At 72.5% G+C, this 25,696-nt stretch carries 21 protein-coding genes; 15 read left to right on the top strand and 6 right to left on the bottom strand.

The genetic code is table 11. The features are described from left to right. Positions 1–182: 182 nt before the first annotated feature. The 7 genes from ACFWOG_RS24605 (at position 183) to ACFWOG_RS24575 (ending at position 10,550) form a co-directional block, all read left to right on the top strand. Complete coding sequence (locus ACFWOG_RS24605) at positions 183–452, top strand: hypothetical protein (RefSeq protein ID WP_329882089.1); 270 nt, start codon at positions 183–185, stop codon at positions 450–452. A 94-nt stretch (positions 453–546) separates the two neighbouring features. Next, positions 547–1,038 (top strand): MauE/DoxX family redox-associated membrane protein, encoded by a 492-nt coding sequence (locus ACFWOG_RS24600; protein ID WP_329882088.1) that lies wholly within the window; start codon positions 547–549, stop codon positions 1,036–1,038. Between the two features lie 64 nt (positions 1,039–1,102). Then, a complete protein-coding gene (locus ACFWOG_RS24595) occupies positions 1,103–1,942 on the top strand; it encodes a thioredoxin domain-containing protein (protein WP_329882087.1) in 840 nt (279 codons plus the stop codon). Between the two features lie 124 nt (positions 1,943–2,066). Next, the gene (gene lgt / locus ACFWOG_RS24590) at positions 2,067–3,122 is read left to right on the top strand and encodes a prolipoprotein diacylglyceryl transferase (protein WP_329952063.1); all 1,056 of its coding nucleotides are present in this window, start codon (positions 2,067–2,069) and stop codon (positions 3,120–3,122) included. Between the two features lie 209 nt (positions 3,123–3,331). After that, on the top strand, positions 3,332–4,024 hold the full coding sequence (locus ACFWOG_RS24585; protein ID WP_380361015.1) for a VIT1/CCC1 transporter family protein: 693 nt from the start codon (positions 3,332–3,334) through the stop codon (positions 4,022–4,024). Between the two features lie 486 nt (positions 4,025–4,510). Then, positions 4,511–9,097, top strand: a complete 4,587-nt coding sequence (gltB, locus tag ACFWOG_RS24580) for a glutamate synthase large subunit (protein WP_380361013.1) — start codon at positions 4,511–4,513, stop codon at positions 9,095–9,097. Further along, positions 9,090–10,550 (top strand): glutamate synthase subunit beta, encoded by a 1,461-nt coding sequence (locus tag ACFWOG_RS24575; protein ID WP_355401529.1) that lies wholly within the window; start codon positions 9,090–9,092, stop codon positions 10,548–10,550. The genes gltB and ACFWOG_RS24575 overlap by 8 nt, the downstream gene beginning before the upstream one ends. Before the next feature lie 206 nt (positions 10,551–10,756). Here ACFWOG_RS24575 and ACFWOG_RS24570 read toward each other — a convergent pair whose 3' ends face one another. Next, positions 10,757–11,734: a winged helix-turn-helix domain-containing protein gene (locus ACFWOG_RS24570; protein ID WP_380361009.1), complete on the bottom strand. Its 978-nt coding sequence runs from the start codon at positions 11,732–11,734 to the stop codon at positions 10,757–10,759. A gap of 94 nt (positions 11,735–11,828) precedes the next feature. Here ACFWOG_RS24570 and ACFWOG_RS24565 point away from each other — a divergent pair, with 94 nt between their 5' ends. From ACFWOG_RS24565 to ACFWOG_RS24550, 4 genes are all read left to right on the top strand, one after another. Continuing rightward, the gene (locus ACFWOG_RS24565) at positions 11,829–13,094 is read left to right on the top strand and encodes an MFS transporter (protein WP_380361007.1); all 1,266 of its coding nucleotides are present in this window, start codon (positions 11,829–11,831) and stop codon (positions 13,092–13,094) included. 248 nt (positions 13,095–13,342) lie between these two features. Continuing rightward, on the top strand, positions 13,343–14,209 hold the full coding sequence (locus ACFWOG_RS24560) for a helix-turn-helix transcriptional regulator (RefSeq protein WP_329882082.1): 867 nt from the start codon (positions 13,343–13,345) through the stop codon (positions 14,207–14,209). 81 nt (positions 14,210–14,290) lie between these two features. Next, positions 14,291–15,748: an aldehyde dehydrogenase family protein gene (locus ACFWOG_RS24555; protein WP_329882081.1), complete on the top strand. Its 1,458-nt coding sequence runs from the start codon at positions 14,291–14,293 to the stop codon at positions 15,746–15,748. A 147-nt stretch (positions 15,749–15,895) separates the two neighbouring features. Beyond that, positions 15,896–16,750 (top strand): SAM-dependent methyltransferase, encoded by an 855-nt coding sequence (locus tag ACFWOG_RS24550; RefSeq protein WP_329952067.1) that lies wholly within the window; start codon positions 15,896–15,898, stop codon positions 16,748–16,750. A 25-nt stretch (positions 16,751–16,775) separates the two neighbouring features. Here ACFWOG_RS24550 and ACFWOG_RS24545 read toward each other — a convergent pair whose 3' ends face one another. Next, complete coding sequence (locus ACFWOG_RS24545) at positions 16,776–16,982, bottom strand: hypothetical protein (RefSeq protein ID WP_380361005.1); 207 nt, start codon at positions 16,980–16,982, stop codon at positions 16,776–16,778. Positions 16,983–17,191: 209 nt separating this feature from the next. On the opposite strand from ACFWOG_RS24545, the gene ACFWOG_RS24540 reads away from it, so the two are divergent. Next, positions 17,192–17,680, top strand: a complete 489-nt coding sequence (locus ACFWOG_RS24540; protein ID WP_380361001.1) for a MarR family winged helix-turn-helix transcriptional regulator — start codon at positions 17,192–17,194, stop codon at positions 17,678–17,680. A gap of 48 nt (positions 17,681–17,728) precedes the next feature. Continuing rightward, entirely contained in the window at positions 17,729–18,868 is a 1,140-nt protein-coding gene (locus ACFWOG_RS24535; RefSeq protein WP_380360999.1) for an NAD(P)/FAD-dependent oxidoreductase, read from the top strand. Positions 18,869–19,004: 136 nt separating this feature from the next. Here the strand turns inward: ACFWOG_RS24535 and ACFWOG_RS24530 are convergent, their stop codons facing one another. Together ACFWOG_RS24530 and ACFWOG_RS24525 are read right to left on the bottom strand one after the other, a co-directional pair. Next, positions 19,005–19,940 (bottom strand): AraC family transcriptional regulator, encoded by a 936-nt coding sequence (locus ACFWOG_RS24530; protein ID WP_380360997.1) that lies wholly within the window; start codon positions 19,938–19,940, stop codon positions 19,005–19,007. A gap of 49 nt (positions 19,941–19,989) precedes the next feature. After that, a complete protein-coding gene (locus ACFWOG_RS24525; protein WP_380360996.1) occupies positions 19,990–20,916 on the bottom strand; it encodes an NADP-dependent oxidoreductase in 927 nt (308 codons plus the stop codon). Between the two features lie 211 nt (positions 20,917–21,127). Here ACFWOG_RS24525 and ACFWOG_RS24520 point away from each other — a divergent pair, with 211 nt between their 5' ends. Both ACFWOG_RS24520 and ACFWOG_RS24515 read left to right on the top strand, forming a co-directional pair. Continuing rightward, positions 21,128–22,042: a MerR family transcriptional regulator gene (locus ACFWOG_RS24520; RefSeq protein WP_380360994.1), complete on the top strand. Its 915-nt coding sequence runs from the start codon at positions 21,128–21,130 to the stop codon at positions 22,040–22,042. Next, the gene (locus ACFWOG_RS24515) at positions 22,039–23,061 is read left to right on the top strand and encodes a BtrH N-terminal domain-containing protein (protein ID WP_380360992.1); all 1,023 of its coding nucleotides are present in this window, start codon (positions 22,039–22,041) and stop codon (positions 23,059–23,061) included. Before ACFWOG_RS24520 ends, ACFWOG_RS24515 begins: the two co-directional genes overlap by 4 nt. A gap of 7 nt (positions 23,062–23,068) precedes the next feature. Here the strand turns inward: ACFWOG_RS24515 and ACFWOG_RS24510 are convergent, their stop codons facing one another. Together ACFWOG_RS24510 and ACFWOG_RS24505 are read right to left on the bottom strand one after the other, a co-directional pair. Further along, complete coding sequence (locus ACFWOG_RS24510) at positions 23,069–23,497, bottom strand: hypothetical protein (protein ID WP_329882073.1); 429 nt, start codon at positions 23,495–23,497, stop codon at positions 23,069–23,071. Positions 23,498–23,660: 163 nt separating this feature from the next. Continuing rightward, the gene (locus ACFWOG_RS24505) at positions 23,661–25,487 is read right to left on the bottom strand and encodes a 5'-nucleotidase C-terminal domain-containing protein (RefSeq protein ID WP_380360990.1); all 1,827 of its coding nucleotides are present in this window, start codon (positions 25,485–25,487) and stop codon (positions 23,661–23,663) included. Positions 25,488–25,696 lie beyond the last annotated feature (209 nt).

Genomic DNA, 25,696 nt, shown 5'->3' with positions numbered 1-25,696 from the left:
GCCCGCCGCCCCGCATTCCGGGGGCGGCGGGCCGTCGGCGTTCCCGGTCCCGGCGGGGACGACCCGAACGGGTGAACAGCGGCGGGTGCACGCATCAACGGGGGTTGACCGGCGTTGAGTGGAGGGACGAGTGCACGAACGACGTGCCCCGGTGGTGCGGAGCGAGCGGAAGGGGTCGGCCGGTGCCAGGTCTCCAGCGAGCCGTGCTGCTGCGGGCGGCCGCGGCCGCCCTGGTGCTGGGGGCCGCCCTCGGCGCCCAGGGCGTGGTCGGTCCGGCGCTGGCCAAACGGGGTGTGGAGCGCGCCGAGCGGGACGCCCACGTCTGTGCGGAGGCGGCCCGGGTGGACGCGGTGGTACGGGCCGGCCGCTCGGTCCGGGAGGGGCGACGGGACCTCGACGCGGGCCGCTACGACCTCGGCCGGCCACCGGGCTGCGATCCGAACACGCGCTAGGGCGCAATCGGACAGGGCGTCATAAACGTCACTCTTTCGGCTTAACTCCTGAATATGGAGGAACCCGGCGTCACTGGTTACGGTTCATCAGGACGTGACGGTGTTTCCCGAGGGGGTTGTCCGGATGGCCGGGCCGGTGACGGAGTGGATCGGCACGGCCGCCCGACTGGGCCTCGCCGTGGTGTGGGGCTGGGCCGGGCTGGCCAAGATCGCCGACCCGGCCGAGGCCGCGCAGGCGGTGCGGGCGTACGAGATCCTGCCGGAGGGCCTGGTCAAACCGGTCGGCCACGCGCTGCCCTTCCTGGAGCTGGCGCTCGCGCTGCTCCTGGTGATCGGCCTCGGCGTGCGGCTGGTCGCCGTGGTCTCCGCGGTGCTGCTGCTCGCCTTCATCGGCGGGATCGCCTCCGCGTGGGCGCGCGGCATCTCGATCGACTGCGGCTGCTTCGGCGGCGGCGGGGCGGTGGACGCCTCGCAGACCGAGTACCTGCAGGAGATCCTGCGCGACACCGGGTTCCTGCTGCTGGCCGGGTGGCTGATCTGGCGGCCCCGCACCAAGTTCTCGGTGGACGGCTGGCTGGCGAGCTGAACAGCACGTCGGGCCGCCCCGTCGCACCGCATCCCCACCCCCGAACCTGGAATGTCCAAGGCTGATGAGCGAGAAGAACCGAGAAGGCAAGCGCACCGCCCGCGAGCGGATGCTGGCGGAACGGGCCGAGGACGAGGCCCGCGGCCGGCGCAAGAAGAAGCTGATCATCGGCGGGGTGGCACTGGCCGTGATCGCCGCCGCGGTGGTCACCGGCGTGGTGGTGCAGAACGAACGGTCCAAGCCCGAGACCCCCGCCGCCGCCCCCGCCGGCACCATCGGTGACAAGAACCTGGTCATCCCGGTCGGCGCGGCCGACGCCCCGGCCACGCTCACCGTCTACGAGGACCCGCGCTGCCCGGCCTGCGCGATCTTCGAGAAGGAGTTCGCCGAGACCATCGACCGGCTGCAGGACGAGGGCAAGATCGTCGGGAACTACCACATCGTCTCGTTCATCGACCGGGCGGTGGGCGGCAAGGGCTCCAAGTACGGGGCCAACGCGCTGGGCTGCGCCCAGGACGCCGGGAAGTTCCGCGCCTACCACGACGTCCTCTACCGCAACCAGCCGCAGGAGACCGACGACGCCTTCGGCAAGACCTCGACCCTGATCGAGCTGGCCAAGCAGGTGCCGGGGCTGAACACTCCGGAGTTCGAGGCGTGCGTCAACGACAACAAGTACAGCGGATGGGTGTCGGCGGTGCAGCAGGACTTCGACAAGTCCAGCTACAAGTCCACGCCGACGGTGCTGCTCAACGGGCAGCCGATCTACCCCAAGTACAACAACGAGGAGATCACCCCGGCCAACCTCACCAAGTGGGTGGACGCGGCCAACCAGGGCAAGCAGCCGGGTACCGCGAGCGCGTCGGCCGCCCCCTCCGGCCCGGCCGCCACCCCGACCGCCGGCTGACCCGTACCCGTGCGGATACCGCCGTCTCCTCCCCGTCCGGAGGGGGCGGCGGTGCGCTGTGCGCCGATCTGTGACCCTGGGGGTGCCCGGCGGAGGCCGTGGACCCTGTAGCGTCGGAGCTGCCATGGATATCGCCTACATTCCCAGCCCGTCGCGGGGCGTCCTGTACATCGGACCGGTCCCGCTGCGCGCGTACGCCTTCTGCATCATCCTCGGTGTCGTCGTGGCCGTCTGGCTCGGCAGCAGGCGCTGGGTCGCCCGCGGCGGTGGCAAGCACACGGTCGGCGACATCGCCGTCTGGGCTGTGCCGTTCGGCCTGGTCGGCGGCCGGCTCTACCACGTGATCACCGATCACCAGCTGTACTTCGGCGAGGGGAAGAACCCCTGGAACGCCCTCAAGATCTGGGAGGGCGGCCTCGGGATCTGGGGCGCGATCGCGCTCGGCGCGGTCGGTGCCTGGATCGGCGCCCGCCGCCGGGGCGTTCCGCTGCCCGCCTACGCCGACGCGATCGCACCGGGCATCGCGCTGGCCCAGGCGCTCGGCCGCTGGGGCAACTGGTTCAACCAGGAGCTGTACGGCCGGGAGACCACGCTGCCGTGGGGCCTGGAGATCCAGAAGACGCTGCCCGGCGGCGAGACGGTCACCGGGATCTACCACCCGACCTTCCTCTACGAGTCGCTCTGGTGCGTCGGTGTCGCGGCGCTGGTGATCTGGGCGGACCGCCGGTTCACCCTGGGCCACGGCCGGGCCTTCGCGCTGTACGTGGCCGGGTACACGGTGGGCCGGTTCTGGACCGAGTACCTGCGGATCGACGACGCGCACCACGTGCTCGGCCTGCGGCTCAACGGCTGGGTCGCGGTCGTGGTCTTCGTGGGGGCCGTCGCCTACTTCGTGATCGTGGGGAAGAAGCGGCCCGGCCGCGAGGACCCCGCGAGCATCGACCCGACGGCGCCCGACTCGGCGTCCGCGGCGGCCGTGACGGACCCGGACCCGGCCGTGGACGAGGAGTCGGAGGGCGCGTCCGGCGAGCCGTCGGACGGGAGGACCGGCTCGAAGCCCGGCTCGACGTCCGGCTCGACGTCCGACGCCAAGTCGGAGGACAGGCCCGGCGCGGGATCGGCCGACACGCTCGCCGAGAAGCTCGACAGGTTGGAGAAGGGCGCCAGGAACCCCGCCTGACCTGCGACGTTCATCGACTCCGGCCGCCCTCCGCACCCTGCGCGAGGGCGGCCGGAGCTTTGTTCGGACAGCCTTGCTTTGCTGGAAATGCCCAGCTCAGGAGGGCTACGGTCGATTCGTCAGCCGAACTGACGATCATTCGACCGTATGGAGGCCGGAGTACCGTGAGCGCGACCACCCTCGACCCCGAGGCCGGGCACCACCCCCGGATCCCCGCCGCCGGGCACCACCGCGACGTGAACGGCGGCTGGCTGCGACCGGCCGTGTTCGGCGCGATGGACGGGCTGGTCTCCAACGTCGCCCTGATGACCGGCGTCGTCGGCGGCGCCGTCTCCGGCGGCACCGTGGTGCTCACCGGTCTGGCGGGCCTGGCGGCCGGTGCCTGCTCGATGGCGGCGGGGGAGTACACCTCGGTCGCCTCCCAGCGCGAGCTGGTCCAGGCCGAGATCGAGGCTGAGCGGCGGGAGCTGCGCCGCAACCCGCACGGCGAGCTGGCCGAGCTGGCGCAGCTGTACGTCGAGCGCGGGGTCGATCCGGCGCTGGCCCGCGAGGTGGCCCGGCAGCTCTCGGCCGACCCGGACCGGACGCTGGAGACACACGCCCGGGAGGAGCTGGGCGTCGACCCCAACGACCTGCCCTCGCCGTGGGTGGCGGCCGGGTCCTCGTTCGTCTGCTTCGCGGCCGGTGCGCTGCTGCCGCTGCTGCCCTACCTGCTCGGTGCGACCTCGCTGCTGCCGGCCCTGCTGCTGTCGGCGGCCGGGCTGTTCGCCTGCGGGGCGGTGGTGGCCCGGGTGACGGCGCGCAGCTGGTGGTTCAGCGGGCTGCGGCAGCTGGTGCTGGGCGGGGCGGCGGCCGGGGTGACGTACCTGCTCGGGTGGCTGATCGGCGGGCAGGTCGGCTGACGGGCCCGCCGGGGCCGCTCGGCCGGCCCGGCGGGCCGGCCGAGGGCTGGGCGGGTGTGCGGGCGGCGCCGTAGGATGGTACGGAAGTGTGCATGATTATGCGGCCGACTGCGTGACGTTCCGCACATGAAGTCCGGATGCGACCTTGCCTAGTCTCACCATTCGGGCTCGGGGTCCGATGATTCGCATCCTGCGGTCGACTCCGGGGATGGATTCGCAGGCGGCCATGATCGGCCTCTGTGGCGTGCGGGTTTCGCCCCTGTTTCGGGCCGCCGAACGCCGGGCACAATCGTCGGTACGTGCGCTGCTGCACGTCCTCTCATTGCACCCTTGACCTGCGGATCAGTCCGCGATGTGGACGCGATATTCCGCTTCCCGGGTTCTTGGGCATCATGTAACTTGCATGAAATCGCATCAGGGCCAACGTCGTCCCTACTGCACCAGCTTCGAAAGACGACGACGGGAGAGCCGATGCTGTCTGCATCCATGCACTCCGCCAACGAGCCCCAGGTCGGCGCCGCGCGCCCGCCGTACGCGCTCGTTCCGGATGCGCGACCTGCTGCTCAGGGCCTGTACGACCCGCGAAACGAGCACGACGCCTGTGGCGTCGGTTTCGTCGCCACGCTGACCGGCATCGCCGACCACACCGTCGTCGAGCAGGCGCTGACCGTCCTGCGCAACCTGGAGCACCGCGGTGCGACCGGCGCCGAGCCGGACTCCGGCGACGGTGCGGGCATCCTCACCCAGGTCCCGGACGCCTTCCTGCGCGCCAGGACCTCCTTCGAGCTCCCGGCGGCCGGCGCCTACGCGGTCGGCATCGCCTTCCTGCCCGACGAGGACGCCGCCGACGCGGCCGCCGTCGCGCAGATCGAGACCATCGCCGCCGAGGAGGGCCTGACCGTCCTCGGCTGGCGCGACGTCCCGGTCACCCCGGACCTGCTGGGCGCCACCGCCCGCAGCGTGATGCCGCGCTTCCGGCAGATCTTCCTGAGCAAGGACGGCGTCGAGGGCATCGTCCTCGACCGGATCGCCTTCGTCGTCCGCAAGCGCTCCGAGCGTGAGGCCGGTGTCTACTTCCCGTCGCTCTCCGCCCGCACCGTCGTCTACAAGGGCATGCTGACCACCGGCCAGCTGGAGCCCTTCTTCCCCGACCTGTCGGACCGGCTCTACGCCTCCGCGCTCGGTCTGGTGCACTCGCGCTTCTCCACCAACACCTTCCCGAGCTGGCCGCTCGCCCACCCGTACCGCTTCGTCGCGCACAACGGCGAGATCAACACGGTCAAGGGCAACCGGAACTGGATGACCGCCCGGGAGTCCCAGCTCGCCACCGACCTGATCCCCGGCGACCTCGGGCGGATCTTCCCGATCTGCACCCCGGACCACTCCGACTCGGCCTCCTTCGACGAGGTCCTGGAGCTGCTCCACCTCGGCGGCCGGTCGCTGCCGCACTCGGTGCTGATGATGATCCCGGAGGCGTGGGAGAACCACGCCACCATGGAGCCGGCCCGCCGTGCGTTCTACCGGTACCACTCCAACCTGATGGAGCCCTGGGACGGCCCGGCCTGCGTCACCTTCACCGACGGCACCCAGATCGGCGCCGTGCTGGACCGCAACGGTCTGCGCCCGGCCCGGTACTGGATCACCGAGGACGGCCTGGTCGTCCTCTCCTCCGAGGTCGGCGTGCTCGACATCGACCAGGAGAAGGTCGTCCGGAAGGGCCGGCTGCAGCCCGGCAAGATGTTCCTCGTCGACACCGCCGAGCACCGCATCGTCGACGACGAGGAGATCAAGTCGGCGCTGGCCTCCGAGCACCCCTACGCGGAGTGGGTCGAGGCCGGCCAGATCCAGCTCGCCAAGCTCCCCGAGCGCGAGCACATCGCGCACACCCACGCCTCGGTCACCCGCCGCCAGCAGACCTTCGGCTACACCGAGGAGGAGCTGCGCGTCATCCTCGCGCCGATGGCCAGGACCGGCGGCGAGGCGCTCGGCTCGATGGGCACCGACTCGCCGATCGCCGCGCTGAGCGAGAAGCCCCGCCTGCTGTTCGACTACTTCGTGCAGCTCTTCGCGCAGGTCACCAACCCGCCGCTGGACGCCATCCGCGAGGAGCTGGTCACCTCCCTGCTCTCCAACCTCGGCCCCGAGGGCAACCTGCTGGCCGCCGAGGCCGCCGCCTGCCGCTCCGTCGGCATCACCTTCCCGGTGATCGACAACGACGAGCTGGCCAAGCTGGTCCACATCAACGCCGACGGCGACCAGCCCGGCCTCAAGGCCGTCACGCTGTCCGGCCTGTACAAGGTCTCCAGCGCCGGCGAGGGCCTGGCCGCCCGGCTCGCCGCGATCGCCGCCGAGGCCGACGCCGCGATCGCCGACGGCGCCCGGATCATCGTGCTCTCCGACCGGCACTCGGACGCCGAGCACGCCCCGATCCCCTCGCTGCTGCTCACCTCGGCCATCCACCACCACCTGATCCGCACCAAGCAGCGCACCCAGGTGTCGCTGCTGGTCGAGGCCGGTGACGTCCGCGAGGTGCACCACGTCGCCCTGCTGATCGGCTACGGCGCCGGCGCGGTCAACCCGTACCTGGCCATGGAGTCGGTCGAGGACCTCGTCGCCCAGGGCGTCTTCATCGAGGGCGTCGAGCCCGAGAAGGCGATCAAGAACCTGATCAAGGCGCTCGGCAAGGGTGTGCTGAAGGTGATGTCCAAGATGGGCATCTCCACCGTCGCCTCCTACCGCGGCGCCCAGGTCTTCGAGGCGATCGGCCTCTCCCAGGAGCTGGTGAACGGCTACTTCGCCGGCACCACCACCAAGCTCGGCGGCATCGGCCTGGACGAGATCGCCCGCGAGACCGCCGCCCGGCACGCCAAGGCGTACCCGGCCTCCGGCATCCCCGCCGCGCACCGCGCGCTGGACATCGGCGGCGAGTACCAGTGGCGCCGCGAGGGCGAGCCGCACCTGTTCGACCCGGACACCGTGTTCCGGCTCCAGCACTCCACCCGCAACCGCCGGTACGACATCTTCAAGCAGTACACGGACCGGGTGAACGAGCAGTCCGAGCGGCTGATGACGCTGCGCGGCCTGTTCCGGCTGGACGGCCTCGGCCGCACCCCGATCTCCGTCGACGAGGTCGAGCCGGTCTCCGAGATCGTCAAGCGGTTCTCCACCGGCGCCATGTCGTACGGCTCGATCTCCCTGGAGGCGCACGAGACCCTGGCGATCGCGATGAACCGCCTCGGCGCCAAGTCCAACACCGGTGAGGGCGGCGAGGACCCGGACCGCCTGTACGACCCGGAGCGCCGTTCGGCGATCAAGCAGGTCGCCTCCGGCCGGTTCGGCGTCACCTCCGAGTACCTGGTCAACGCGGACGACATCCAGATCAAGATGGCCCAGGGCGCCAAGCCCGGCGAGGGCGGCCAGCTGCCCGGCCACAAGGTCTACCCGTGGGTCGCCAAGACCCGGCACTCCACTCCGGGTGTCGGTCTGATCTCGCCGCCGCCGCACCACGACATCTACTCGATCGAGGACCTGGCGCAGCTGATCCACGACCTCAAGAACGCCAACCCGGCGGCCCGCATCCACGTGAAGCTGGTCTCCGAGGTCGGCGTCGGCACGGTCGCGGCCGGCGTCTCCAAGGCGCACGCGGACGTGGTCCTGGTCTCCGGCCACGACGGCGGCACCGGCGCCTCGCCGCTCACCTCGCTGAAGCACGCCGGTGGTCCCTGGGAGCTCGGCCTCGCCGAGACCCAGCAGACCCTGCTGCTCAACGGTCTGCGCGACCGCATCGTCGTCCAGACCGACGGCCAGCTGAAGACCGGCCGCGACGTCGTCATCGCCGCGCTGCTCGGCGCGGAGGAGTTCGGCTTCGCGACCGCCCCGCTGGTCGTCTCCGGCTGCATCATGATGCGCGTCTGCCACCTGGACACCTGCCCGGTCGGCGTCGCCACCCAGAACCCGGTGCTCCGCGAGCGGTTCTCCGGCAAGCCCGAGTTCGTGGTCAACTTCTTCGAGTTCATCGCCGAGGAGGTCCGGGAGATCCTGGCCGAGCTGGGCTTCCGCACGATCGAGGAGGCCGTCGGCCACGCCGAGCACATCAACGCGCAGGCCGCGGTCGACCACTGGAAGGCCGCCGGGCTCAACCTGGCCCCGCTCTTCCACGTCCCCGCGCTGCCCGAGGGCGCCTCGCTCCACCGCACCACCACGCAGGACCACGCGCTCGACAAGGCGCTCGACAACCAGCTGATCGACCTGGCGCAGGACGCCCTGGAGAACGGCGACGCCGTCCGCATCCAGCTGCCGATCCGCAACGTCAACCGGACCGTCGGCACCATGCTCGGCCACCACGTGACCAAGCGGTACCGCGGTGAGGGCCTGCCGGAGGGGACCATCGACGTCACCTTCACCGGCTCGGCCGGCCAGTCCTTCGGCGCCTTCGTGCCCCGCGGCATCACGCTCCGGCTGGAGGGCGACGCCAACGACTACGTCGGCAAGGGCCTGTCGGGCGGTGTGATCGTGGTCCGCCCGGCCCGCGACGCCGCCGCCATCGGCAACGACGCGCAGAACCACGTCATCGCCGGCAACACCATCGGCTACGGCGCCACCAGCGGCCGGATCCACCTGCGCGGCAAGGCCGGCGAGCGGTTCGCCGTCCGCAACTCGGGCGCCACCCTGGTCGTCGAGGGCGTGGGCGACCACGGCCTGGAGTACATGACCGGCGGGCGGGTCGTCGTCCTCGGTGAGACCGGGCGCAACCTGGCGGCCGGCATGTCCGGCGGCATCGCCTACGTGCTCGACCTGCGGCCGGCCAACGTCAACGACGGCATGGTGGGCATCGAGGCCCCCACCGCCGCCGACCGGGACTGGCTGCGCGAGACCGTGCAGCAGCACTACGAGGAGACCGGCTCCACCGTCGCCGCCGAGCTCCTGGCGGACTGGGGCAGCGGTGTCTCCCGCTTCTCCACGATCATGCCGACCGACTACAAGGCAGTGCTCGCCGCCAAGGACGCCGCTGAGCGCGATGGCCTCTCCGAGGCCGAGACCACTCGCAAGATGATGGAGGCGGCACATGGCTGACCCCAAGGGCTTCCTGACCACGCCCAAGCAGCTGGCCGAGCGCCGTCCCGTGGACGTCCGTCTGCGGGACTGGAACGAGGTCTACGTCGAACGCAGCCTCCTGCCGATCATCACCAAGCAGGCCGGCCGCTGCATGGACTGCGGCATCCCGTTCTGCCACAACGGCTGCCCGCTCGGGAACCTCATCCCCGAGTGGAACGACCTCGCCTACCGGGACGAGTGGTCCGGTGCCATCGAGCGTCTGCACGCGACCAACAACTTCCCGGAGTTCACCGGTCGCCTCTGCCCGGCGCCGTGCGAGTCGGCGTGCGTCCTCGGCATCAACCAGGACGCGGTGACCATCAAGAACGTCGAGGTCACCATCATCGACAAGGCCTGGGACCGGGGCGGCGTCACCGCCCAGATCCCGGAGCGGCTCTCCGGCAAGACGGTCGCCGTGGTCGGCTCCGGGCCGGCCGGCCTGGCCGCCGCCCAGCAGCTCACCCGGGCCGGGCACACCGTCGTGGTGTACGAGCGGGCCGACCGGATCGGCGGCCTGCTGCGCTACGGCATCCCCGAGTTCAAGATGGAGAAGCGCCACATCAACCGCCGCGTCGAGCAGATGCGGGCGGAGGGCACCCGGTTCCGCACCGGCGTGCACGTGGGCGAGGACATCACCGGGCAGCAGCTGCGCGAGCGCTTCGACGCCGTCGTCGTCGCCGCCGGTGCGACCACCGCCCGTGACCTGCCGGTGCCCGGGCGCGAGCTCAAGGGCGTCCACCAGGCCATGGAGTACCTGCCGCTGGCCAACAAGGTGCAGGAGGGCGACTTCGTCGAGGCCCCGATCAGCGCCAAGGGCAAGCACGTCGTCGTCATCGGCGGCGGCGACACCGGCGCCGACTGCGTCGGCACCGCCCACCGGCAGGGCGCGGCCTCCGTCACCCAGCTGGAGATCATGCCGCGGCCCGGCGAGGACCGCCCCGGCAACCAGCCCTGGCCGACCATGCCGATGACCTACAAGGTCACCTCCGCGCACGAGGAGGGCGGCGAGCGGATCTACTCCGTCTCCACCACCCACTTCAGCGGCGACGAGGACGGCAACGTGCAGGAGCTGCACCTCGTCGAGGTGGAGTTCAGGAACGGGAAGTTCGAGCAGGTTCCCGGCAGCGCGCGGGCCCTCCCGGCGCAGCTGGTCACCCTGGCCATGGGCTTCACCGGCACCGACGTGAAGAACGGCCTGGTCGAGCAGCTGGGCGTGGACCTCGACGCACGGGGTAATGTTGCCCGTGACGGTCGTTTCGCCACCAACGTCGATGGCGTGTACGTCTGCGGCGACGCCGGGCGTGGCCAGTCCCTGATCGTCTGGGCCATCGCGGAGGGCCGTTCGGCCGCCGCGGCCGTGGACACGTACCTGGGCGGCAAGACCCCGCTGCCCGCCCCGATCCGGCCGACCGACCGCCCGCTGGTGGTCTGACGCACCCCTGAACCGCCCGGCGCCGCATCGCCGGGTTGCACCGAGCCGCATCCCGCCAGAGTCGCCGGGCCACCGCGGTCCCTGGCGCCTGCCCTCTCCCCGACCAGTCAGAGGGCAGGCGCCGCTGTGCGTTCCCGCGCGGCGGTGCCCCCGCGCGGTGGTTCGGCCGTCGTACGGCAGTCCGGCCGTCGCCGTGGTCGCGTGGGCTACCGGCCGTCCAGCAGGAGTTCGGACGCCTCGGTGCGGGCGTACAGCACCGTGCGGCCGGTGCGGTGCCGGGCGGTGAGGCCGGCCCCGCGCAGGGCCGTGAGGTGGTGGGAGACGTTGGCGGGGGAGAGGCCGGTCCGGGCGGCCAGCTCGGTGGTGGAGGCGGGCGCGGCGAGTTCGGCGAGCAGCCGGGCACGGGTGCGGCCGATGACCCCGGCCAGCCCCTCGGGGACGGCGGGGCCGGTGGTCTCCCAGAGCGTGGCCACGCCCCGGGGCGGGTAGACCAGGCCGGGCTGGCCGGCGTTCCCGCTCTGCCAGACCATGCCGGGCCAGATGAACGCGCACGGCACCAGCACCAGCCCCCGGCCCGCGTCCAGCCGCTCCTCGATGTCGTAGCGCCGCTGGGCCAGCGTCAGCCGGCCGTCCCGCCAGCTCACCTTGTGGTGCAGCCCCTCGAACAGCGCCGCCGGCCCCGCCGCCGCCATCCGCCGCGCCCGGTACAGGATCTCGCCCTCCGCCAGTCGCTCGATGCGGGGCCAGTACGGCGCGACGGCCACCGCCCAGTACGCCCGGACCTCGGCCACCAGCCGGGCGATGCCGGCCCCGGGGTCGGCCCGCAGCGCGGCGACCAGCGGGGGCAGCGGTTCGGCCAGCGGGGCGAGGCCGGTGCGGACGGCGGCGGGCGTGGTGGAGGCCAGGAGGGCCAGCTCGGTCTCCAGGTCGGGCGCGGTGGCGGACGGCATCGGGATGAGGAAGCCGGGCAGGTGCCAGGCCGGCATCGGGACGAGCTGGGAGAGCAGGTCGTAGCGGACGCCGGCCGCGGCCAGCCGCTCGCGGGTGCGGCGCACCCACGGCAGGTGGACGGCCTTGGCACCCGGGTCCTTGAGGACCTGGACGCTGGTCACCACCTCCAGGAGGCGCGAGCACGCGAACCGGGTGGCGGCGACGTCCTGGGCGGAGAAGTCCAGGGTGAGCACGAGGTCCTCCGGCGGGGAGCGGGGAGCGAGCGGCGAGGATTCGAACAGGGTCGAATCTCTGGGCGTGGTCGATCATCGCCGAAAGGCTCGGCCCATGACCACCACCGTTGCGCCTGTCGCACTCCGGGACCGCCTCGGACTCCCCGTCACCACCGGCCGCCACCGGCTGATCGCCGCCCACCTCGTGGACAGCCTCGGCACCGGTCTGATCCTCGCCTTCACCCTCGTCTACTTCGCCCGCACCACCTCCCTCACCGTGGCGGCGATCGGCGCCGCCGTCTCCGCCGCCCGGTTGCTGGCGCTGCCCACCGCGATCGTCGTCGGCCCGCTGATCGACCGTTACGGCGCCCGCACCACGGCCGTCTGCGGCAACGCGCTCTCCGCCGTCGCCTTCGCGGGCTACCTGGTCGCCGGGCAGCTGTGGCAGATCGTGCTGGTCTGCCTGCTGGCCCAGATCGGGCACGTCGGCTACTGGACGTCCAGCAGCGGGCTGGTGGTGCTCGCCTCGGCCGACGGCGAGCGGACCCGCTGGTTCGCGCTCGTCCAGACCCTGCGCAACACCGGGATGGGGCTCGGCGGGGCCCTGGGCGCCGTCCTGGTGGCCGGGGGCGGCACGGGCGGGCTGCGGGCGCTGGTGGTGCTCAACGCGGTCAGCTTCGCCCTGGCCTCGGTCATGCTGGCCTCCTGGCGCCCGGCGGCCGCTGCGGCCCCGGGGAGGGGCCCGGACGGGGCTGCGGGGGCGGCCCGGGGCGTGGCGCCCGCCGCCCGCGAGCGCGGCGGCTACCGGGCGGTGCTCCGGGACCGGCGGTACCTGCTGCTGGTGGCCGTCAACCTCACCTTCGTCTTCGGCTCGATGATCATCAGCATGCTGCTCGCCGTCTACCTGGTCGAGGGCCTGCACCGGGAGGCCTGGGTGGCCGGCTCGCTGCTCGTCCTCAACGGCGTCCAGGTGGTGCTCACCCAGAGCGCCGTCGCCCGCCGGCTGGAACGGTTCCGGCCGACCCGGGTGGTGGCGGCCGGCGCGCTGCTCAACGCCGTCGCCTTCGGACTCTTCGCCGCCGTGGCCGCCGCCCCCGGCTGGGCCGTTCTGGCCGGCCTCTACCTGGCGATGGCCGTCTACAACCTCGCCGAGACCGTCTCCACCCCCTACGCCGAGGAACTCTCCGTCTCGCTCGCCGACCCGGCCCGCCGCGGCCGCTACCTCGCCGTCTACCAGCTCTCCTGGAACCTCGGCCAGGCCGTCGCCCCCGGAATCCTCTCCCTCCTCCTCGGCCACGGCACCGCGCTGCCCTGGATCTTCCTGCTCGTCCTGAGCCTGGCCGCCGTTCCCGCCCTGATGCGGCTGGAACGCTTGCGGTGACCGGGATCCGGGGATGTCCAGAGGGCCGTCCGACGGCTAGAGTGCAATCCGAGCAGCTACGGGACAACTACCGCGCGTGTCCGGGCGGCAGGTCGGCCCCGGGCACGAAGCCGACGGCGGCCGGGTCACCGGGGACCGCGTCGGGCGGGCTGTTCGCGGGGGCGTACCGAGGACTGTTGTTTGTCGGTCCCTGATGGAAGACTGCGGCCGACGGCCGGGGGGCTGCGCGAGGTGCGGAGGTTGAGGCGATGAGTGCGACTCAGGCGGGCGGCGGTGCCACGGTGCGGCGTCTGCTGCTGGGGTCACAGCTGCGCCGGCTCCGGGAGGCGAGGGGAGTCAGCCGCGAGGAGGCCGGGTACTCGATCCGGGCCTCCGAGTCGAAGATCAGCCGGATGGAGCTCGGCCGGGTCGGCTTCAAGGAGCGCGACGTCGCCGACCTGCTGACGCTGTACGGCGTCGAGGCGGAGCAGGAACGGGCCTCGGTACTGGGGCTGGTCCGCGCCGCCAACGCCACCTCCTGGTGGCAGGGGTACGGGGACGTCCTGCCGGGCTGGTTCCAGAACTACCTGGGGCTGGAGGAGGCGGCCACCCTGATCCGCAGCTACGAGGTCCAGTTCGTGCACGGGCTGCTGCAGACCGCCGACTACGCGCGGGCGGTGATCACCCACGGTGGGCACGTCACCGAGGCGGAGGAGATCGAGCGCCGGGTGGAGGTGCGGCTCAAGCGGCAGGCGGTGCTGACCGCCGAGCAGTCGCCCCGGCTGCTCGCGGTGCTGGACGAGGCCGTGCTGCGCCGCCCCTGGGGCGGGCCGGAGCTGATGCGGGCCCAGGTCGACCGGCTGCTGGAGCTGACCGAACTGCCCAACGTGGTGCTCCAGGTGATGCCGCTGGGGTTCGGCGGCCTGCGGGCGGAGGGCGGCGCGTTCTCCGTGCTGACCTTCGACGACCAGGACCTCCCCGACATCGTCTACCTGGAGCAGTTCACCACCGCGCTCTACCTGGACAAGCCGGCCGAGGTGGCCGAGTACGCCGGTGCGATGGACGGCCTGCTGGCCGACAGTCTCTCCCTCGACCGGACACGGGAACTTCTTCGCTCCGTACGCCAAGAGCTGTAGACGCTCAGTACGATGAGCCTCGATCAGATCTGATCGCGAACTGCTCGCGGGCGTTCACGAATCGGCACGAGAGGGACTTAGATGTCGTACCTTTCCGAGTTGGCGCTGCAGTACATCGACGGCGAGTGGCGCAATGGCAGCGGCTCCTGGGACATCGTCGACGTCGACCCGTTCACCGGTGACAAGATCGCCACCGTCACGGTCGCCACCGTCGACGAGGTCGACCAGGCGTACCGGGCCGCCGAGCGGGCGCAGAAGGAGTGGGCGGCCACCAACCCGTACGCCCGCCGGCTGGTCTTCGAGCGCGCGCTGCGGATCGTCGAGGAGCGCGAGCAGGAGATCACCGAGGCCATCATGGTCGAGCTCGGCGGCACCGCGCTCAAGGCCGGGTTCGAACTCGCCCTCACCAAGGACATGCTGCGCGAGGCGATGCAGCTGGCGCTGCGCGCCGAGGGTCGGCTGCTGCCCTCGCCGGTCGACGGCAAGGAGAACCGGCTCTACCGCCTGCCGGTCGGCGTGGTCGGCGTGATCAGCCCGTTCAACTTCCCGCTGTTCCTCTCGATCAAGGCCGTGGCGCCCGCGCTGGCGCTCGGCAACGGCGTGGTGCTCAAGCCGCACCAGGAGACCCCGGTGGTCGGCGGCACCCTGCTCGCCAAGATCTTCGAGGAGGCGGGCCTGCCGGCCGGCCTGTTCAACGTCGTGGTCACGGACATCGCCGAGATCGGCGACGCGTTCATCGAGCACCCGGTGCCGAAGGTGATCTCCTTCACCGGCTCCGACAAGGTCGGCCGGCACGTCGCCACCGTCGCCGCCTCGCACTTCAAGCGGACCGTGCTGGAGCTGGGCGGCAACAGCGCGCTGATCGTGCTGGACGACGCCGACCTCGACTACGCGGTCGCCGCCGCCGTGTTCAGCCGCTTCGCCCACCAGGGCCAGGTCTGCATGGCCGCCAACCGGATCCTCGTCGACCGCAGCGTGGCGGAGGAGTTCACCGCCAGGTTCGTCGCCAAGGTCGCCGGCCTGAAGGTCGGCGACCCCAAGGACCCGGCCACCCAGATCGGCCCGCTGATCAACCCCGTCCAGGCCGCCGCCATCGGGGCCGAGGTCGACCAGGCGCTCGCCGCCGGCGCCACGGCGCTGCTGCGCGGCGAGACCAACGGAAGCCTGATGGACCCGGTCGTCCTCGGCGACCTGCCGGCCGACGCGCCGATCCTGCGCCGCGAACTGTTCGGGCCGGTGGTGCTGGTGGTGCCGTTCGACGGCGAGGACGAGGCGGTGCGGATCGCCAACGACACCCCGTTCGGACTCAGCGGCGCGGTGCACACCGCCGACGTCGAGCGCGGCGTGCGGGTGGCGCAGCGGATCGAGACCGGCATGATCCACGTCAACGACGGCACGATCGCGGACGAGGCGATCGTGCCCTTCGGCGGGGAGAAGAACTCGGGCGTCGGCCGGCTGAACGGCGAGTCCACGGTCGACGCGTTCACCACGGTGAAGTGGATCTCGATCCAGCACGGACGCAGCCGCTTCCCGTTCTGAGGCGCCGCGGCCGGTGCGGCCGTACGGGTCCGGCCGTCCCCCGCCGTGGCGGGCGGACGGCCGGGTTCCACCTTGTTTCCGTAGGTGTACGGCAGATGCCCTATGCTGCCCGGCATATGACCGGAACGGACCCAGGGGGTATCGGGGATGACCGACTATCAGGAGATCGGCCGGGACTGGCTCGTCGGCGGTGAGGGCGACGAGGCCCGCCCGCCCACCGACCTCCGTCCGGAGATCCCGCACCCCGCCCGGATGTACGACTACTACCTCGGGGGCAAGGACAACTTCCCCGCCGACCGCGCGGCCGCGGAGAAGGTCCTCGCGATCAGCCCGCTGGTGCGGATCAGCGCCGTCGCCAACCGGGCCTTCCTCGGCCGCGCCGTGCGACAGCTCGCCACCGAGGGCATCCGGCAGTTCGTCGACGTCGGCACCGGGATCCCGAGCGCCGGCAACACGCACGAGATCGCCCAGGCGGTGAACCCCGACGCGCGGGTGGTCTACCTGGACAACGATCCGATCGTGCTGGTCCACGGGCGCGCCCTGCTGAGCGGAACCGCCGCCGGGAGCACCTCCGTGGTCCAGGCCGACCTGCGTGACCCCGCGGCGATCCTGGCGACCCCCGAGGTGCGCAGGGCGCTCGACTCCGGCGAGCCGGTCGGCCTGCTGCTCGTCGCGGTGCTGCACTTCGTCGACGAGGAGCGCGACCCGTACGGCATCGTGCGCACCCTCGTGGACGCGCTGCCGGCCGGCAGCCGCCTCGTCCTCTCGCACGGCACTCTCGACTTCACCCCCGACGTCGACGCCTCCCGCGGCCCGGCCGTCTACCGCAGCGCCACCGCACAGCTGACCATGCGCAGCCGCGCGCAGGTGCTGCGCTTCTTCGACGGCCTGGACCTGGCCGAGCCCGGCCTGGTCACCGCGCCGCTCTGGCGCCCCGACGGGCCCGAGCAGTCCACCGACTCCCAGGTGGGCATCTGGGCGGGCGTCGGCGAGAAGCGGTAGGGCGGCGGGCCGGGCCTCGCGGCCGTCAGGCCGACGGGTGGCGGAGCGGTTCGGCGGGCACCTGCTTGCCGCCCGGCTCGACGGTGGCGATCGGGACGTAGGTGAGGTCGGGACTGCGGAGCTTGCCGGTGCGGGGCGAGGCGAGGTCGGTGTTCTCGCGGGGCATCGGATCGGCGGGGCGGCGGGCGTCGGACCGGCGGCGGACGAGCAGCAGGTTCCGCTGGTGGATCACGGACGGCCGGCCGTCATGATGATCTCGTCGCCGGAGACCTCGATCCTCCACCCCGACGGAGGGGTGAGGCTCTGCGCGCAGGCCGGCAACCGGGCGTGCCGTTCGGCGGCGTGGACTCCGGTTGTGCGGTCATTCTCGCACCGCGGCAGGCTGCGTCACGGATAGTTCGTACCGCGAATTGTAAGGTGCCCGACTGCTAGTCTGGGCGGGTGGACAAGAGTGATGACGACCGGATCGGGATCGTGGGGGCGCTGGTGCGGACGGCGTTCCTGGTGGACACGGTGTACACGGAGTCCGCGCGGGACCACGGGATCACGCCGCAGCAGGGTCAGCTGCTCTGCGTGCTGATGGCGCGGTCGTTCGTGATGGGTGAGCTCGGGTCGGTCCTGCGGCTGGCCAAGTCGAGCCTCACCGGCCTGGTCGACCGCACCGAGCGCAACGGTCTGGTGCGACGGGAGAGCTGCGCGGAGGACGCGCGCGCGGTGCGGGTCGCGCTGACGCCCGAGGGTGCCGCGCTGGCCGAGGAGTTCCACACCGAGACCTGCCGCCGGATCGAGGCGCTGCCGGACGGTCTGGCCCCCGGCGAGCGGGAGGTGCTCACCGACCTGCTCGGCCGGGTGGTGCTGGACAACAAGGTGCCCGCGGTCTTCGGGGAGTCGGGCGTAGGCGTCGGGGGGTGCGCCGGCCACACGTGCTGAGGCCCGGCTTTTCGCCGGAAGGGGTTGCAGTTCGCGAAACGAACTAATATGTTCGTGGAGCGAACTGCAACTCTTTTCTGCTTGGGGGCAAGGGACATGAGTCGTACCGTTGTAGTGGTCGGCGGAGGGTACGGGGGAACCGCGGTGGCCAAGGCGCTCGACGCCGAGGCCGACGTCGTCCTGATCGACCCGCGCGACGCCTTCGTCAACGCCGTCGGGTCGTTGCGGGCGCTCGTCCGGCCCGACTGGGCGGGCAACATCTTCTTCCCGTACGACACGCTGCTCGCCCGGGGCGAGGTGATCCGCGACCGCGCCGCCTCGGTGGACCCCGGCGGCGTCACCCTGGCCTCCGGCCGACGCGTCGAGGCCGACTACCTGGTGCTCGCCACCGGCTCGACCTACGCCTACCCGGCCAAGCCCACCGCCGACTCCGCCGGCGAGGCGCTGGAGCACCTCCACGGGACCCACAAGGAACTGGCCGCCGCCGCCCGGGTCCTGATCGTCGGCGCCGGACCGGTCGGACTGGAGCTCGCCGGCGAGATCAAGGAGGTCTGGCCGACGAAGGACGTCACCGTCCTCGACCCGGCCGACCGGCTGCTCCCGGCCTTCCTGCCCGAGGTGCGCGAGGACCTGCACCGGCAGCTGGACGAGCTGGGCGTGCGGCTCCGCCTGGGCACCGGCCTCGCCGGGCAGCCCGCCACCGAACCGGGCCGGGCCGGGGAGTTCACCGTCGCCACCACGGACGGCGCGGAGATCACCGCCGACATCTGGTTCCGCGCGTACGGCGTGCGGGTCAACAGCGACTACCTCGCCGACGGCCTGCTGCTGGAGCGCACCGAGCTGGGCCAGGTCCGGGTCGGCGAGACCCTCGCCGTCGAAGGCCACCCGCACGTGTACGCGGTCGGCGACCTCACCGACGTCGCCGAGCCCAAGATGGCGGGCAACGCGGGCCGGCACGCCGAGGTGGTGGCGCGGAACATCCTCGCCCAGCTGAAGGGCGAGCCGGCCGAGGCGGTCTACCAGCCGCTGTCCCACGCGGCGATGCTGGTGCCGCTCGGCCCGCGGGGCGGAGTCGGCCAGCTGCCCGGACCCGACGGGCCGTTCTTCGCCCCGGCGGCCACGGTCGCCCAGTACAAGGGCGGCGACCTGTTCACCGCGCAGTACATCGAGCTGTTCGGCAGGGTCTGAGCCGCGCCGTACGCCGAGCCGCGCCGTTCGCCGAGCCGCACCGTCCGGGCGCGCGGGGGGACTGCGGCGCCCGGGCGGGAGGCCGCCTCCCCCGCTCCGCCGCCCCCGCTCCGGCGGGGGCGGCGGCGGGCAGGCCCTACGCCGTGCGGGCCTCGCGGCGGTAGCCGCCGGGGGCCTGCCCGTACTCGCGCTTGAACGCCTTGGCGAAGGCGTACTCCGAGCCGTAGCCGGTCTGGGCGGCGACGGTGGTGAGCGGGGCCTCGGACTCGCGCAGCAGCCGGGCGGCCGTGGTCATCCGCCACCGGGTGAGGTAGGCCATGGGCGGCTCGCCGACGAGGTTGGTGAAGCGGCGGGCGAAGGCCGCCCGGGAGAGGCCCACGCGGCCCGCCAGGGACTCCACCGTCCACGCGGTGGACGGCGCCTCGTGGATGGCGGTGAGCGCCGGGGCGACGGCCGCGTCGCCGAGGGCCGCCGCCCAGCCGGCGGCCGTCGCCGCAGGCCGGTCCTCGAACCACGCCCGCAGGATGTAGAGGAGCAACGAGTCGATCAGGGCCGGGACGATGCCGGTCGAGCCGATCCTGGGGTTCTCCAGCTCTGCGCCCAACAGCTGCACGGCCGCGCTGAGTTCGGGGTGCCGGCCGTGCCGGGTCGGCAGGTGGATGATCTCCGGCAGCTGGCGCACCAAGGGGTGTGGGCGCCCCTGGTCCAGGTGGTAGTTGCCGCACAGCAGGCTGGTGCGCGGCCCGTCGCCGCCGATGGAGACCGTGCCGATCGGCAGGCTCGGCCGGAACTGGTCCGGCCGTTCCGGGACGGCCGGGGTGTCCGGGTGGTCGGCGAGGATGTGGCCGTGACCGTCCCGCAGGAAGACCACGTCCCCCGGGCTGAGCGCGACCGGCGCCAGCCCGGGGGCGTCGTCCAGCGGGACCAGCCAGCACGTTCCGTACAGCACCACGTGGAACCCGGCGCCCGCGACCGGGGGAAGACGCAGCCCCCAGGGCGCCCGCCCCTCGGTGCGGACGGAGGTGGGCTGCCCCGTCCGCATCGAGCTCAACGCCTCGGTCAGGATGTCCACGTGTTCTCCCCGGTCAGGTGACGCATGTCCGCAGCCTAGAAGCCCGGGCTCAGGCGACGGTGAGGACGATCTTGCCCTGGGTCCGCCCCGAGGCGATCAGCTCGTGGGCCTTGCCCGCCTCCTCCAGCGGGAAGGTGTCGGCGATGTGCGGCCGGACCCGGCCCTCGTCGACCAGCTTGGCGATCGCCTCCAGCGAGGCGTAGTCCGGCTCCACCGAGATGCCCGCGAACCGGCGGCCGGCGGCCTCCACCTCGGCGGCGAGCGCGGTGTTCCAGTGCTCCATGATCGAGACGAGCACGCCGCCCGGCCGCAGCACCCGCAGTGAGGCGGTGCCCTGCGAGGAGGAGTCGAAGACCACGTCGACCTCGCCGACCGCCTCCAGGTAGCCGTCGGCCCGGTAGTCGATCACCTCGTCGGCGCCGAGTCCGCGCACGAACGCGTGCTTCGGCTCGCTCGCCAGCGCGATCACGTGGGCGCCCCGGGCCTTGGCGATCTGGACGGCGAGGTGGCCGACGCCGCCCGCCGCACGGTGGATCAGCACCCGCTCGCCCTCGGAGAGCCGCGCCGCGTCCACCAGGCCCTGCCAGGCGGTCAGCCCCGCCAGCGGCAGGGCCGCCGCCTGCACGTGGTCCAGCGAGGCGGGCTTGCGGGCCACCTGGCGGGACGGGACCGCCACGTACTCGGCGTAGCCGGTGGCGGCCCGCGGGAAGAACGGCAGCCCGAACACCTCGTCGCCCGGCTTGAAACGGGCGCCCGGGCCGACCGCCTCGACCACGCCCGAGATGTCCCAGCCGACCCCGAACGGCGGCTCGCCGAGCAGCGGGTAGTTGCCCGAACGGACCGCCGCGTCCACCGGGTTGACGCCGCTGGCGTGGACCCGGACGAGGACCTCGGCGCCGAGCGGGGAGGGACGGTCGATCTCGACGACCTCCAGGACCTCCGGGCCGCCGACGGACTTCTGGATGACTGCGCGCATGGGACTGTTCCTTCTCTGCCGGGGTGATCCGCTGGTGACGTCTCCAACAGTAGGAAGGCCGTGAGCGCGCATGAATATCCTGCTGTCTCCGGAAGATGTCCCGGCGTCTCGCCGGCCGGCCGCCTGGGCCCGTCCGGACGGCCCAGGCCGTCCGCTCGGGCGGCCCCGCCGAAGTGGACTCTCCCCCGGAGGGAGGGTCCACGATGGCGGGGTGCCAGACCACGACGAACTCCTCACCATCGGGCGCTTCGCCCGGCTCTGCCGTCTGAGCGTCAAACAGCTCCGCCACTACGACGAGACCGGCCTGCTGGCCCCCGCCCGGGTCGACGCCGCCACCGGCTACCGCTACTACGCGCCCGGGCAGGCCCGTGACGCCCTCACCATCGTGCTGCTGCGCGAACTCGACCTCCCGCTGGCGGTGATCGCCGCCACCCTCTGCGCCGAGCCTCCCGACCGCGCGCGCCTGCTGCGCGCCGAACGCGACCGCGTCGCCGAACGGATCACCCGCGACCGGGCCCGGCTGGACCTGCTGGAACGTCTCGCCGACGGCGGCGGTCTGCCCGGCTACGAGGTCGTCCGCGGCCGGGAGCCGGACCGGCGGCTCGCGGTGGTCCGGGCGACCGCCGGGCCCGCGGAGCTGGGGGAACGGGTCGGCGCGTGCGTCGGGCTGCTGCTGGCCGGTCTCGCCGGTCCGGGCGGACCGGGTGACCCGCGGTGGAGCCCCCCGCTCTGGGGCCTGTTCCCGCTGGACCTGGGGGACGGGATGCGGATCGCCGTCGGGGCGGAAGTGAAGGCGGCGCTACCGGCGACGGAAGGCGTCGGGACGCCGGTCGGGACGCAGGCCGGGGCGCCGGAGGGGTCACCGGAGGAGTCACCGGAGGGCGGACGGGTGGAGCGGGGCCTCGCGTACGAGGTGCTGCCCGGCGGGCCGGTCGTCGAGACCGTGCACCACGGCCCGTACTCCCGACTGCCGCTCGCCTACCACGCGCTGCTCTCCGCCGTGCACGAGCGCGGGCTGCGCCCGGTGCCCCCGGTCCGGGAGGCGTACCTGGTCGGCCCCGGTGAGGCGCCGGACGAGGAATGGATGACCAGGTTGGTCGTACGGGTCGAGGAGGACGCGACATGACGGAGCCGCGCGGGGCGAAGCACTGCGAGACGACCACCCTGGGGGTGCTGCTGCGCCACGAGGGCCTGGACCTGTCCGAACCGATGCTGTTCGGGCTCGGGGCGGGGCTGTCGTTCGTCTACTGGGACGGTAAGGGCCTGGACTTCCCGTTCCTCGGCGGCCGGGTCAAGCCGTTCGAACTGACCCGGAACCTGGCCGTGCGCCTCGGGCTGGAGCTCGTGGTCAAGGAGACCGGATCCGCGCGCCGGGCCTGGGAGAACGTGGCCGCCGAACTCGACGCCGGCCGGCCGGTCGGGCTCCAGGTGGACAGCTACCACCTGGAGTACTTCACCTCGAAGGTCCACTTCGGCGGGCACGTCGTCGCGATGTACGGCCATGACGGCCGGGACGCGCACCTGGTCGACACCGAGCAGCAGGGCGGCGCCGTCACCACCAGCCTCGCCTCGCTGGCCGCGGCGCGCGCCGAGCGCGGGCCGATGACGGCGCGGAACCGCTCGTTCACGCTCGCCGTGCGGGGCGAACCGGCCGCGTTGCAGGGGCCGTTGGCGCGGGAGAAGCTGGTGCGGGAGGCGATGGTGCCCGCGCTCACCGCCTGCGCCGACGCGTTCCTCCACCCACCGATCGCCAACCTCGGCCACCGGGGTGTCGACAAGGCGGCGGCGCTGGTGCCGGGCTGGCAGGCACGCGCCGACCGGCCGGAGATCCGACTGCCGCAGGCCGCCCGGATGATGGAGCTGGCCGGTACCGGTGGCGCGCTGTTCCGCAACCTCTACCGGGACTTCCTCGGCGAGTGCGTGGAACTCCTGGACGACCCGCGCCTCCGGCTCGCCCACGCGAAGTACGCGGAGGCGGCCCGGGGTTGGACGGAGGTGGCCCGGCTGGTGGCCGCCGCCGGCACCTCCGGTGAGGCGGCGCAGCTGGTCGAGGCGGGCGCGCTGCTGCGGGAGCTGGCGGCCCTGGAACGTTCGGCGATGGGGGAGTTGACCCGGCTGGGGGAGTTGAGCCGGCTGGGCGAGTGAACGCCCGCTAGCCGGGGGGAAGTTCGCCGACCCGGGTGACGGCGGCCCGGGATGTCCGGCAGTGCCACCAGGCCGTCCCGTCCGGTCCGCCGGCGGCCGGTTCCAGCAGGTGGGTGTGCCCCGGGCAGGGCGGCCACTGGACGAACTCGTAACCGGCCAGGTGGTCCTGGACCTGCTCCGCCACGTACGCGGTGAGCGGGCCGGGCGGGAGGTAGGGGTCCGTGTCGTGGGTGAACAGCGGGTGCTGTGCGCCCAGCCCCAGCAGGAAGCCGGAGTAGTGCTCCTCCGCGAGCTCCCAGCGGACGCCCGGTGGCAGCTCGCGGTCGGCGAGCGTGCGCAGCAGGTCCCGCCCCACCAGGGTGCAGGGCTCGCGGAACTCGGCCGGCACGGTGGCCGGGGGCTCGCCGTCCAGCGGCCAGCTGGCGATGATGCGCATGCCGACAGGCTAACGGCGGGCGGCACGGACGGGAACAGGCCCCGGGGCGAGGGCCCCGGGGCCTGTTCCTTCGACGCGTACGGCGGACGCGGCGGCGCGGCGGCGCGGCGGTCCGCCGGCCCTCCCGTGGGAGGGGCCGCGAAAGGGTCCGCAGGAGTCCGGCCTAGAAGACCGGCTGGCCGGCGCGGACCAGGCGCCACGACGCGGTGTGGAAGTCCGCCGGGTCGATGACGCCCTTCTCCTTCACCCACCCGATCATCGCGTTGCGGATCTCGTCGGAGTTGGCCCACAGCTTCTGGGCGGCCGCGACGTGCGGGAAGTTGCCGCCGCCGTTGGCGCGGTAGTTGTTGACCGCGAGGACGAACTGCGCCTGCGGGTCGATCGGCTTGCCCTCGAAGCTGAGGCCGACGATCCGGGAGCCGACCGGCTGGGCGATGTCGATGTCGTACGAGACGCCGTACACCGCGTCGTAGTTGTAGTCCGGGGTGTTCTGCGCGTTGGTCAGGGCGGCCCGGTCGATCGGCGCGCCGGGGGCGACCTGGGCGTAGTACTTCGCCGAGTACTCCAGGTAGTCCTTGATCTGAGCACCCGTCAGGACGCGGGCCTCCAGGGTGTTCTCGTAGATGTACAGGCCGGCGGCGTCGCGCAGCTTGACCTGGCCGGCCGGGATGACGGCGGTGCGGTTGAACGGCGCGGCCTGGGCGAGGACCGGCAGCTTGGCGTACTGGCCGCCGGCCAGTGCGGCACGGACCACGTCGGCCTGGACCCGGCCGATGAGGTCGATGATCGGCGTGTCCCGGAACGGGGCCTCGGCGATCGAGAGCTCGATCGCGGCGGTGCCGATGACCTGGTTGACGTACTCGACGACCTTCCTGTGCTGGTCGGTCATCAGGTCGACGATCTCCGGGTCCTCCGGGACGGTGTTGGAGTTCAGCACCCGGGCCGCGAGCGAGACGACCTTCCAGGCGCCCTTGTCCAGCTCGACCTCGAAGTCGAAGCAGGTCAGCCGCTGGCCCCAGCAGAGCGGCTCGGAGAGCACGACGGCCTTGCCGGTCTCCTTGTTGGCGATCAGCCGCTGCGGGATCTCCTTGTGGGCGTGGCCGACCAGGATCGCGTCGATGCCGGGCACCAGCTCGGCGAGCGCGCCGGAGGCGTTCTCCGCCCACGGCAGCTGGTCGCCGTAGGAGGTGGCCTCGTCGATGCCGGAGTGGCAGGCGACGACGACGACGTCCGCGCCGGCCGCCTTCAGCCGGGGCACCCAGACCTTGGCGGTCTCGACGATGCCCGGGAAGGTCATCTTGCCGGCGACGTTCGCCTTGTCCCAGATCGCGATGCCCGGGTTGGTGAGGCCGAGGATGCCGACCTTGAGGGCCGGGCCGTTGCCCAGCTTCAGCTTGCGGATCACGTACGGCGGGAAGGCCGGCTTGTCGTTGCGGGCGTTCAGTGCGTTGGCGCCGAGCAGCGGGAAGTCGAGCTGCTCCTCGAAGGCGCGCAGGGTGTCGATGCCGTAGTTGAACTCGTGGTTGCCGAGCGCGGCGGCGGTGTACTCCATGGTGTTCATGGCGAGCGCCATCGGGTGCTCGGGCGCGGTGTCGGCCTCGGTGGCGATCGGCTCGACCCGGGCGTAGTAGTAGGTCAGCTGGGTGCCCTGGATGGTGTCGCCGGCGTCGATCAGCAGGGTGCGGTCCCAGCCCTTCTCCTCGCGGACCTGCTTGGCCAGCGTGGAGATCTTGGCGAGGCCGACCTCGTTGTGCGCCTTGTCCGCGTAGACCGCGTCGGTGAAGTAGTCCCAGTTGAGCACCCGGCCGTGCAGGTCGGTGGTGCCCATGACGGTGAAGGCCTGCCGCTTGTTCCGGCCCTTGGCGCGGGCGTCCTCCGGACCGGCGGCCGCGGCCGGGGAGGCGGCGGCCAGGGTGGCGCTGCCGGCCAGCGCGGCGCCCGCGGCGGTGGCGGCGGACCGGGCGACGAAGTCACGGCGGTTCAGGGGCATGGACGACTCTCCCGGTGGGGACTGCGAAACGGATCGTCAACAAGGGCCGACGACGGCCGACGGTAGCGGCCCACAGGCTCTGTGACGCGCGTAGAGGTACGCGCGTAGAAGTGTGCCGTGCGCCCCCGGCGATGGGTAGCCCCCCGAGCTGTCCGGCAGGTGAGATCTTGGCGACTCGTTCGTGACGCGGGCGGGCGGGTGCTGTACCC

The sequence above is a fragment of the Kitasatospora sp. NPDC058406 genome (genome assembly GCF_042722765.1).
GTDB lineage: Bacteria > Actinomycetota > Actinomycetes > Streptomycetales > Streptomycetaceae > Kitasatospora.
Note: the sequence above shows the minus strand (reverse complement) of the source record. Positions and strands in the feature narration are given on the sequence as shown.